The sequence below is a fragment of the Agriterribacter sp. genome (genome assembly GCF_035444585.1).
Lineage (GTDB): Bacteria > Bacteroidota > Bacteroidia > Chitinophagales > Chitinophagaceae > Agriterribacter.
Map to the genome: position 1 here is coordinate 1 of NZ_DAOMOZ010000156.1, position 11,849 is coordinate 11,849.

Here is an 11,849-nt window from a genome sequence, read left to right on the forward strand (position 1 = left end):
AGTAAGGCCTGCGCTGGAAATAGTGGGAACAGAAAAAGGAGTGAACAAAATTGCAGGCATGTATATTATTGTTACCAAAAAAGGACCCTTGTTCCTTGCCGATACCACGGTGAATTTTAATCCTACTGCAGAAGAGCTTGCGGATATAACGCTGTTGGTGGCCCGGGAAGTGAAAAATTTTGGCATTACGCCACGGGTGGCCATGCTCAGTTATTCCAATTTTGGCAGCAGCAATACCAGTGAAGCGAGAACCGTTCGCCAGGCCCGGGAGTTGCTGAAACAAAAAAGCCCGGATCTCATTGTTGACGGAGAAATGCAGGGCATCCTTGCTTTTGATAAGGAAATACTCAAGGAGAACTATCCTTTCAGCGAGTTGGTGGATATGGACGTGAATACCCTTATTTTCCCGAATTTGAGCGCCGGCAATATTGCCTATAACCTGTTGCAGGAATTGGGTGGTTTTGATACCATAGGACCCGTGCTGCTGGGTTTGGCAAGGCCGGTACATGTATTGCAATTGGGCAGTTCGGTAAGGAGTATCGTAAATATGGTACTGATTGCCGTAGCGGATGCCCAGCAAAAGTGCCCCGAAAGCCGCCGTGATACCGGTAAGGAGCCGCGTTGGTGGAAGAAGGCTAAAAAAATAAATGAAACAGTATAAAACCACTACCTGCCGTAGTTCTCACTTAAATAAAAAAGGGCCGGATAGAAATCCGCCCCGTTTTAAATCCAATATCCTATGAAAAACCGCTGCAAACGTAATGGTTTCCTATTGCCGTTGTTATAGTACAACCTGCTTATATCTTGTCCTATGCTGTTCTACAGCAGTCATTAAAAAAAGACATCGCCTTTCTGTGTTGCTGCAATATCTTTTGTATTCATTTAACCCGAAGAAATGCAAGTGTCTCTCCCTTGGGAAGTTCCCGCGCAGTATACCGGAGACTAAGGTCATGACCGGCATTGTTTTTTTCCAACTGCAATAACTCACTTACCGGAATGCTCATGCTCAGATCGGAACCACCGGCATTGGTGAAGGTCCACTTCTTCAATGTACTTCCCTTTTCGTCTTTTAGCACAATGGTCCTGCCGGTGCCGGCTCCTTCTAAAGTGCAATGCTTGTAAATGATGCGCAGTTGGCCTTTGTCATTTGCCTGTTCAAGTTGCAATACATCCATGCAAACACCATGATTTGGCAATACAATTCCAATTATTAAAAATTGAGGGTTAATGCTTATTGTTTCAACAGAACAATTAAGGTAAATTGCCTTTTTTCAGGGTTAAGGGTTTACAATACAGGCCCCATTTCTATGGGGCTTTTTCTATTGAGCTTGCATCCTGTTTTATTTCCTTTCCTGCAATAGCAATCATCATGCGTTGTTCGCTTCGAAATAATTATGCAGATACCCCGGGCAATCCTATTGTTGCTTCATCCTTTCTGCTGCGAAAGGTAGGTGATGAGCGAAGCAAATTCCTCGTACGATAAAGCATTGGCCAGGCCGGGAGGCATCATAGAATGCTCCTGCTCTTTGCGTTCTTTGATATCTTTTGTGTTGATGGTATGCGCTGCCCCGGTAATGTCGCGCAAAACGATCCTGTCTGCCGATTCGCCGGTAACAAAACCCATCATGTTTTTGCCATCTTTTGTGGTTACGAGTACTGTTGCAAAACCCTGTGAAATAGAGGCATTAGGCTTGAGAATAGACTCCGCGATCTGCTTACGCGTCATAATAGAACCAATTTGCCCCATAAAAGGTCCCTTCATGGTTTCACCTTTGCTGACGCTGTGGCAGGCAATACAGCCCTGCTGAACGAAGAGCTTTTTACCGGTGGCCGGGTTGCCTTTGATCTTATCCATCGCAAGCATAATGTCCTCGATGGATGATTTTCCGATCTGGCCTTTCTGATTCCTGATCTTATTCAAATCAATTTTGGTTTCATGTTCCGGTTCCATTGCTTCTTCGCCGCCAAACCCGCTGATGCCCAGCCGGAACTTACCATTTAAGCCGGTGAAAAACGCTTTTCCTCCGGCATCCCGCTTTTCCCATTCCTCCGTGAGAAATGCATTGATTTTATCGGAAGATGCCCACTTCATTGGTTTGTAGTAAGGTCCATGCGTATCGGGCCGGGTGCTCCACCACCAGGAGCCGTCATACGACGCTTCTGTTTTATAAAGCCGTGCTAACGTGGTAAGGATCTGGGCTTTCAATGTTTCATCCTGCGATTTACCATAGGCTTCGATCAATCCGTCTACTGCTTTTGCATCATGCATATAGCGCAGTGCCCAAAGCGCCAAAGTGGAATTTTGTGATCCGATGGCAGCCACACAGGCGTCCACAGCATTCAACGCTACCAGGGACCTTACGGCAAGATGTGCCGGAATAATAGCTGTATTGGGCGTGGCATGCGGTCCCTCCTCTCCGGCGGGAGGAGCTGCGAATGATGCGGGAACCCGTATTTGCAGTAAAGCGGCTGCAGCCTCCGGCCGGCCCAATCTGCCCAGTCCGATGATGGATGCTATCTGAACGCGCGGCGAAGTATTTTTGAGTCCGTTCAAAAAAGGTTCAACAGGCACTTCCTTTAAAAAAGGTTTCCTGTCGGAGAGAGCACGCAATGCAAATTCCTTCATGGCCTCTTCCGAACCAAGCTGAACCAGGTTTTTGATGCCTTCTTTACCTGTAGCCTGCGCGTAGGTATACATACCCGCTACACGGGCATACAACGGAAGGCTTTTGTTGGTTGCCAGTTTCCATCCCGCTTTAGCGGCTTTTTTGGGCGATCTTCCGAGAAGCTCCTGCTGAGCGCTCAGCCGTGCCGCTGCACTGGCCGACTTCAATAAAGATTGCAGCTCAGACACGGAAGCGTCTTTAAGATCGGGAAAAGGTTTGTATTCCCAATCCCTGGGTATCGCACGAACAACAAATCCTTTGCCGGAGTCTCCGGAATACCCGGCGCCGTTCCAGGCGGAAAGATAGAGCCGCCCGGAAGCGTCAATGTCCAGGTCGGTAACCTGCGGTAATTTAATAAAGTCTTCCTGCTCCTGCGTGTAACTTCCCCCTGATGGGGTTATCCTGTGTATATATACCTGGTTCCTTCCCCAGTCCGCCATCATGGGCACGTTGTTGTATTTGTCGGGCCAGGCGGGGTCATCCATAAAAAGAGCGCCTGTGCCGGAGCCGCCCCCCAGGTCTGCCATGGCGGGGATGATCTCCTCGGTGAAATGTTTGAACAATACGGGATATCCGTATTCACCCGATTGAAGCTGGTGGCTGAAACGGATGTTCCAGCCGCCGCCGTCATTCGTATTGTCGCGGGTGAAAATATTCATATAGGGGTCTATGGCTACGTCGTAGATATTGCGCAGCCCATGCGAGTATATTTCCATTTCTGTACCATCGGGGCGCACCCGCACTATTCCCCCGCCCAGCATGGTTAATTTTTTCCCATCACGGTCTATGGCATCATGAAAACCGAAGTCGCCTGTAGCAATATATATCCAGCCATCTATCCCCATGCGGATACCGTTGGTGGCGTGGTCGGTACCGCGGCTTTTAAGAAATGTTGGGTTGCTGATATGCTCAATGAGCGGTTTGGAAGGGCCGTCGGCAATCCCATCGTTATCCTTATCTTCAAAAACCACCAGATCCATCCCCGTTGCGAGGCTATCTTTTGAGAACATGGTATGAAGCACAAAAAGCTTGTCGCCAAGCGGTATGATCCCGCGGGGGTTGTCTACGGCGGCATACTCCGTATAGCTGTCCATTATCCCGTCATTATTGCAATCCACCAGCCTCATGATCATCCCTTTACCCGGATCTTTGCCGAGAGATCCGATCATGTCCACCCCAACATACACTTCGCCTGAGGGTGCTACTGCAAGGCAGGCAGGACTTGGAGTAAGATCGGGGCCCGCGAAACCGGTTATCCTGAGTTCAGCGGGCCAATTGAGGCCGGTGCGCAGCGAATCAATTGACGCTAACGCTTTATTTCTTTGCTGAGGTTCACAATTTTGTGGTTTGTTGTTGTTGCATCCAATAAAAAACAGCAGCATACAGCCGAGTACTACACTTATTTTTGTCATGTAAGTAGATTAAAAAAGGGGCTTAAAGTAATGCATAAAATCACAATTCAACAGGTGTGTTTAAATTTCTATGAAGGGCTTCTTTACTTGTCCGCTTTTCGGTATGCACTCACACTCAACACTCTTACCGGGCCGAATAATCCGGAAGGCTGTAAGGAATCGGCAGGCTTGTAGGGATTGTTGGCTGCGGACCAGGCTGGTCGTTCATTGATCGGCAATTTGCTGTCGCCGATTAAACGGTTTACCCAGGTGTTCACCACTTCCACCTGAATTACATTTTCACCTTCATTAACCAGATCTGTGATGTTCAACTGGCAAGGCTTTGTCCATATTCCTCCGGCATACGTGCCGTTCACCGTTACTTTGGCCATGGCCGTAAAGTTGCCCAAATCAATGATTATTTGTTGATCCCCGGTTCTCTTTTCCAGTTGAAATGTAGTGGTATAAAAAGCAGTTCCTGAAAAGTATTTGATGCGTTCATCCGGTGAAGTCGTCCAATCATAAAGTGTTTCAAAAACAACCGGTTCCCGGTGGCCTCTTTGTTTTGAATTGAACTGAACGTTCCATGGCCCCTTCAGCTCTCCGATAACAGTTGGGGTAGGATAATTGGCTTCCAGATCATGAATATTGGCCGGACCTGCCTGTTTGCGAAAAACCACGAACACGCTTTCATTGGGTGCAAGTTTCAATGGAACCGCGGTTGTGTTTTCTTTTTGAATGTATGCCGGTAAATGCCGCATACTCCCGGTGGCAGCTTCCCAGAGTTCGGGTTGCAGTCCGCTGACCCTGAATTCAGGCGTTACCGTTGTTGTTTCGGCAGTTTGGTTGGTTATAAAATATATTTCACTGTTTCCAAGTGTCCGGTGACCATAATGGATCGTATTGCTTTCCGGTAAGTTGCAATCCGGTATGCAATTGATCAGCGCAAATGCTTCCTTCATATCCAGTCCATTCATGATCATTCCTTTTCCCACTTTTCGTGATTTGACAGTTGTACCATCTACATTGCCCCATAGTTCTTTTGCCATTTCCTTAACCTGCCGGTCTGATTGGGGCTGATTCTGCAAGCTGGGCGAACGGGAAGGCGGAGGGCCAAGAACCACAGCGCCATCGTTAACCAGTTGATTGATTTTACTTAACAGCTCCGGACGCATGGTTTCCAGCTTTGGTAAAACCATAATCCGGTATTGGGTTCCGTGGGGAAGCGTAATCAGACCATCTTTCACGGTCATGTATTTTTCAATCACCTCGGCATTCATATAATCGAACTGGTAACCTATGGGGAGGGGAGGATCGGTTATCCCTGTCATTTTTGGGGCATCCTCTCCAATAAAGTATGCCGCATCGGCCACATTCAATCCCTGCTGGAGCATGTAGTTGGTTCGTTTCAGGTATTGGGTATAAACATCCATCTGCGAAAACCATGTATTCTTCCGATTGTATGCGGTTCCCAACCAGGTATTCAATTCCAGATTCATATCTTCATCAGGTTGTGAAACGTATACATGCAACAGCGTGTTATTAATACCTTCGGCAAAAAAGCGGTCGCCGCGTTGTTTGATAATGGCCGGATATTGTGCAAACGGGTTCCCTACGGCTGTATTGGTTTCGGCTGATATTTTATTTTTCCCATAAATATGTCCGCAAGATGTGGCTGCCCGGTTTTCGATGTTCCCCAAATCACCTTTGCTCCAAAACTCGCCGCCAATCTCGTCCGACTGACCTCCGTACATCAAAAACTCGCTCGGAAACCCCCAATGGCCATAATTTTCCAGCCAGGTATGCAAACCATGCTTATGGCTCACTTCCCTCATTCCTCCCACGTAATCGTAGGCAACTTTATTTGCTACCAAACGGCGCATGTCCCAAAGAAAGCGATCGGAATTCAATACGCTGTTTACCACTTTTCCCTGGTAAACCGGAAGGTAAGGAAGTGGGTTATAGCCATACACTTGTTGAAATTCTTCTAAAAACCCATCTGTAAAATTTTGTCCTCCTGTTTCATAACTATCCTGAACCACTACTTTAAATGTTTTTCTATCGGCTTCAGGAATGCGTTTCAAAAATTCACCCATATGGCTGTAAAAATGCTTCTCCATATGTGCACGACTCATTTTATCTACCTCGTATCCTGTAGCTTCAGGAGGTGCCGGAGCATTTGTAGTTCCGGTTGGCGTCATACCAGTCCGAAGGATTATCCATTCTCCTTCCGGAACATCCCAGGTAAGGGTTCCATCAGCCGACATGTTTTGTGAAAGATCAATCACTTTTGTAGCATCGATCACCATAGATTGATCATTGGGTTCAGGTTCTAAAGGCCATTGGTATTCATTCCATAATGGCATGGGTGTCTGGAACATTTTTGCTAAGGTTTTTTCAGCATATCGTTCAATGCGGGGTGATGCGGAAAGTACCACTTCTGCCAGTCCGCAATCAGGGTTGGTATTTTTAATTGCCACTCGGAAATGACCGGCCGTTGTAGCTGGAAATGACACCACAACGGGAGCATAAGGTTCAAATCCAACACTGAGCGATGGATTAAAGCGGTCGATCTGAAACTCCGAAATGGTGCGGAATGTGCCATCTGTTTCCCGCGCCTGAAGTACTGCATTTAAATGAATGGGGTTCTCCGTTGAACGAACAGAAAGGCTTCTTGCTGTAAATGGTGAATTTGCTTTCATATCAATCACAAAATCGTTTCCAACCGGAAAATTGATTCCCGTTTTATTATCCCCATCTGTAATTTTACCCAGGTCTGCCACATACGGCACAGAAGTAATTCTTCCATTTTGGGTATTTAAAGCAAGGCGGTCATTTTTAGGTGCGGGATAAGCGATAACCTTCACGTCTTGAAAAATATCAATGGGTTTTTCCAGTTTTCGTGATATTTTTTGCGGCCCTTTCAATCTTAGCTCGGAGCTGGTAAGGTAGCGCATAGCATTTTCGGCTGTTACCCAGGGTCCCCCCGACTGGCTCCAGCCGGGGGAATTGAAGATGCCGATCTCGATGTTTAAATCGCTGGCTGTTTTAAGTGCCGCATGAACGATTTCCCACCATTCCCCGCTGAACATTTTGACATTTCCAAAAGAAATATTTTCATTCCAGATATTTCCGATGAACGCCCGGTTGATCCCTGCCTTTTTCATCGCGTGCAGGTCATCAATCACGCCTTGCTTAGAGATGTTGCCGGATATCCAGTACCAGTAAACACCGGTTTGGATGGAATCCGGCGGGGAAGCGAAGCCTTGCTCCAATTCCAGGTTAGGGTTTTTGGTATTGTTTACCGAGCAGGATGTGATAGATAAGGTAAGGGATAAACATAATATCAAATAGAATATGCTTTTCATTTGTAGATTTATTTTTTTAATGATGCGTTCGCTCCGGCAATTCAATTTTCTCAATTTATTTTATCATCTGCGATCCAGGCCTTAATTATAAAAAAAAATTCCTGGTTTTTGGTAAATGTACAAAACAGATAGATTGCTTAGCTGAGGATTTGATTGTATTGGGAAGGTATTTGCAGATAAATTGAGGCTCTGCTTGTTAAGAGGGTCCTGTATTGAAATCTCTGTAATGGCTGTTTCTATTTTACGGCTGCTGTATATATTGCTGATATGGCCATATACCAATACTTTTGATAACATCCGGGGATGATAGTTCTGGTGCCATACAGCACTTTTGTTACCCGACCTGGACTCGAACCAGAACTATCAGAGCCAGAATCTGACGTACTACCATTATACTATCGGGCAATAACGGGCGGCAAAGCTACAACTTTCCCTGTTATTTTTAAAGGTATTTCCGGGTAAAAAAGCCTGGTTAAAACCGCGGTACGGTAAGCAGGGTATAATTTTCTATATTGTATAATAAATGCTGTTTAATGTATTGCTATATGAAGGAGTGGCAAAACAATTCCACCGGCATACTTGTTATAGGAAGTTCAAATACCGATATGGTGGTAAGATCAAACCGGATTCCCCTTCCCGGAGAAACCATCCTGGGGGGTGATTTTTTTATGAACGCCGGGGGTAAAGGCGCCAACCAGGCGGTAGCTGCTGCACGGTTAGGCGGTAACGTTGCTTTTATTGGCCGGGTGGGCAACGATATTTTTGGAGAACAGTCCATCACCCAGCTTAAACGGGAGGGTATAGATAGTGAGGCTATAATTACCGACCCGGTTCATCCTTCAGGGGTAGCGCTCATAACGGTAGATGAAGCCGGGGAAAACTGCATCGTGGTAGCCCCGGGCGCCAACGCATTTCTGTCGCCCTCCGATATTATACGCCACAGGAATAAAATTGCCGAAGCGGACATTATCCTCCTGCAACTTGAAATTCCCCTTGAAACAATAAATGAAGTAATAGCGCTTGCCAGGAAAAATCATAAAAAAGTCATTCTTGATCCGGCGCCTGCCTGCCCGCTTCCAAAAGAAATTTTTACAGACCTGTTTTTATTAACTCCCAACAAAGTGGAAGCGGAAATGCTCACGGGAGTGAAAATTGGATCTGTAAGCGATTGTGAACGTGCAGTTCAGGTTTTTAAAGCTAAGGGTGTGCGCAACAGCATTATTACGTTGGGTGAGAGCGGATCTTATGTGAACAGCGAAACATTTTCGGGGCATATACCATCCGTTAAGGTTCGGGCTGCAGATACCACGGCGGCAGGAGATGTTTTTACCGCTGCGGTAGCGGTGGCCCTGGCGGAAGATCAGCCTGTGGAAGCTGCTGTGCAATTTGCCACTAAGGCAGCAGCTATTGCCGTTAGCAGGCAGGGTGCGCAGGCGTCGGCGCCATACAGAAGGGAGATGGGGGAGTGATAAAGGTAAGAAAGGAGTGAATGGTGAGGTCTTGTGCTGGCAATTATTTTTCTTGCAAATGGTATCAAATACAGATCGTAATGAAATTATATCGGATTTATATTTTACTGCTGGTAACTTCAATCTTGCAGCAGGCATGCAATAGTAATGAATCGCAAGATCAATACTCCCACTGGAGCATGGTGAATGGCAATTATACCGGAAACAAGTATTCCTCCCTGGCGCAAATTGATACGGGCAATGTGAAGCAACTGCAGGTGGCATGGACCTACCATACAGGGGATGCAGACACGGCGGCACATTCACAAATTCAATGCAATCCGATCGTGGTAAACGGTATAATGTATGCTGTGTCGCCCAAACTTAAATTGTTGGCGCTTGATGCAGCTACCGGTAAGCCCAGATGGGTATTTCTTCCTTACGATACCACAGCGGAAAATAATAAGCTGAACTTCAATTTGAATAACAATCGTGGCGTTGCATATTGGAGCGATGGCAAAGAGGATAAACGGCTATTTTATGTTGTTGGTGAATTTATATATGCTGTTGATGCCGGAACAGGTAAACGGATCACAGGGTTTGGTAAAGAAGGCAAAGTGGATTTGCATGAGGGGTTGGGAGAGCAGGCGGCCGGTCTCTTTGTTTCCGCAACGTCTGCCCCTACTGTTTATAAAGATCTTTTGCTAACGGGCACAAGGGTTTCGGAAGGTATGGATGCGGCGCCGGGTCATATCCGTGCTTTTGATGTGCGTACAGGACAAATGAAATGGATCTTTCATACCATACCGCAGCCCGGCGAGCCGGGTTATGAAACCTGGGAAGATAAGGATGCCTGGAAAATGACGGGCGGCGCTAACAACTGGATGGGCATGACCATTGACCGGGAACGCGGCATTGCCTATGCACCTACGGGTTCGGCAGCTATGGATTTTTACGGGGGCAAAAGGCTCGGTGCTAATTTATATGCCGATTGCCTGCTGGCGCTGGATGCGGCAACAGGCAAACTGCGCTGGCATTTTCAATACATTCACCACGATACCTGGGATTATGATCCCTCTTCGGCGCCGGTGCTGCTAACGGTAACGCATAACGGAAAAAAGATTGATGCGGTGGCACAAACCACCAAAACAGGCTTTGTATTTATATTCAACCGCGATACCGGTGAACCTTTGTTCCCGGTGGTGGAAACGCCCGTTGACACTTCGGACGCCCTGCATGGCGAAAAGTTATGGCCCACCCAGCCCATCCCGCAAAAGCCCGCGCCTTTTGTGCGGCAGTCTTTTCTGGAAAAAGATATAAATCCTTATTTGTTGCCGGAGGAACTGGACGAGGTAAAAAAACAGTTGCAGTCATACCGTACAGGCAAAATGTTCATGCCCGGTTCGCTGCAGGGCACCGTTGTATTACCGGGGTTCGACGGCGGCGGGGAATGGGGCGGTCCTGCCGTTGATCCTGAAACAGGTATGCTGTATGTAAATGCCAGTGAAATGGCCTGGATATTAAAGATGGAAGAAGTTAAAAAGAAAGAAAGCCGCAGCGAAAATTATCTGCAGGCCGGACAGCGCTTATACCAGCAGCATTGTACAGCGTGCCATGGAAAAGAGATGAAAGGCGGCGGTAATTACCCTTCTATACTGGGCATGGATAAAAAATACAACCAGGCATCACTGATTGAATTTATCAACAAGGGGCAACGGATGATGCCTGCTTTCAGCCATCTGAAAAACGAAGAAAAAAAAGCCATTGCTTCGGTAGTGCTGAACCTGAAGAATGAATACCAGCGCAAATTTGAAATACAGCAAACAGCCGCTGATATTTTCCGGGAGTTGCCTTACCGGTTCACAGGATATGATAAATTTTTGACTAAAACCGGTAAACCCGCTTTGGCGCCGCCATGGGGAACACTTACGGCTATCGATCTAAATACGGGCGGGCACCTATGGAAAACGGTTCTTGGAGAAGATCCCGTATTTAAGGAAATGGGGGTAAAAGAAACGGGCACAGAAAATTACGGCGGGCCGGTTGTTACCAAAACGGGACTTTTATTTATTGCCGCCACAAAGGATAGTAAGTTCAGGGCTTTTAACAAAAGCAACGGGCAATTGTTGTGGGAAACTACTTTGCCCGCCCCCGGCTTTGCCACGCCTGCCATGTATGAAGTGAATGGCAAACAGTTCATCGTTATTGCATGTGGCGGCGGAAAGCTGGGAACGGCTTCCGGCGATGCGTATGTGGCTTTTGCATTACCATAAGGATAGCGCCCTGATAACGCTTTCGTGCTACTGTGGCTTCAGCTTCATTGCATTAATTTTCGGATTTCGAAATTGAGATCTCCGGATTTTATGATTTAAGCACCACCGGGTAATATTTGTATCTTTAGAATGATCATTCTACCCTCTCAATACCGCTGCTATGCATACAAAAATCATTCTTGCTGTATTAACGTGTTTAATGTGCCGCTGTAACGGCTTTGCGCAAAAAACAACTACCGGCACCCTGCTGGTGTTAAATAAAGCAGACAATAATATGGTTGTGGTTGATGAAGCAACTTTAAAAGTTGTAGCTACCATACCCACCGGACAGGGCCCCCATGAAATGACGGTATCTTCGGATGGTAAGCTGGCCTTTGTTGCCAATTACGGCGCGCAGGAGCACGGACACAGTCTTTGCATTATTGATATTGCTTCACGAAAAGAGATCCGCCGGGTTGAGCTCGGTCCCTTGCTGCGCCCCCACGGCATTGAGGAAAAAGACGGTAAGGTGTATTTTATTTCAGAGCTTACCCGAACGGTGGGGCGCTATGATTTCGCTGCTGATACCATTGACTGGCTTACGGGTACCGGCCAGGATGGCGGGCACATGCTGGTGCTAACGCCCGACGGTAAACGAATTTATACGGCGAACAGGGTATCCAATACCGTTACTTCTATAGATATTGGCACACCTTCATCGCCG

General features: G+C 47.0%; 7 protein-coding genes, 1 tRNA gene and 1 pseudogene. 4 read left to right on the forward strand and 5 right to left on the reverse strand.

The annotated features are described in order from the left end of the window. A partial coding sequence (locus PLH26_RS15435) for a phosphate acyltransferase (RefSeq protein WP_324586929.1) occupies positions 1–661 on the forward strand: 661 nt, incomplete at its 5' end. 217 nt (positions 662–878) lie between these two features. Here the strand turns inward: PLH26_RS15435 and PLH26_RS15440 are convergent. The 5 genes and pseudogenes from PLH26_RS15440 to PLH26_RS15460 all read right to left on the reverse strand — a co-directional run bounded on the left by PLH26_RS15440 (position 879) and on the right by PLH26_RS15460 (position 7,830). Beyond that, on the reverse strand, positions 879–1,175 hold the full coding sequence (locus PLH26_RS15440) for a hypothetical protein (protein WP_324586930.1): 297 nt from the start codon (positions 1,173–1,175) through the stop codon (positions 879–881). 251 nt (positions 1,176–1,426) lie between these two features. Then, positions 1,427–4,078, reverse strand: coding sequence for a DUF7133 domain-containing protein (locus PLH26_RS15445; protein WP_324586931.1), 2,652 nt, complete (start codon positions 4,076–4,078; stop codon positions 1,427–1,429). A gap of 83 nt (positions 4,079–4,161) precedes the next feature. After that, positions 4,162–7,425, reverse strand: a complete 3,264-nt coding sequence (locus PLH26_RS15450; RefSeq protein WP_324586932.1) for a glycosyl hydrolase — start codon at positions 7,423–7,425, stop codon at positions 4,162–4,164. A 219-nt stretch (positions 7,426–7,644) separates the two neighbouring features. Next, a pseudogene (locus tag PLH26_RS15455) lies at positions 7,645–7,734 on the reverse strand (transposase); the annotation flags it as partial. Positions 7,735–7,759: 25 nt separating this feature from the next. Beyond that, positions 7,760–7,830 (reverse strand) — tRNA-Gln (locus tag PLH26_RS15460). Positions 7,831–7,970: 140 nt separating this feature from the next. On the opposite strand from PLH26_RS15460, the gene rbsK reads away from it, so the two are divergent. The 3 genes from rbsK to PLH26_RS15475 all read left to right on the forward strand — a co-directional run. Further along, a complete protein-coding gene (gene rbsK / locus PLH26_RS15465) occupies positions 7,971–8,894 on the forward strand; it encodes a ribokinase (RefSeq protein WP_324586933.1) in 924 nt (307 codons plus the stop codon). Between the two features lie 80 nt (positions 8,895–8,974). Next, positions 8,975–11,146, forward strand: coding sequence for an outer membrane protein assembly factor BamB family protein (locus PLH26_RS15470; RefSeq protein WP_324586934.1), 2,172 nt, complete (start codon positions 8,975–8,977; stop codon positions 11,144–11,146). 199 nt (positions 11,147–11,345) lie between these two features. Then, a partial coding sequence (locus tag PLH26_RS15475; RefSeq protein WP_502876397.1) for a YncE family protein occupies positions 11,346–11,849 on the forward strand: 504 nt, incomplete at its 3' end.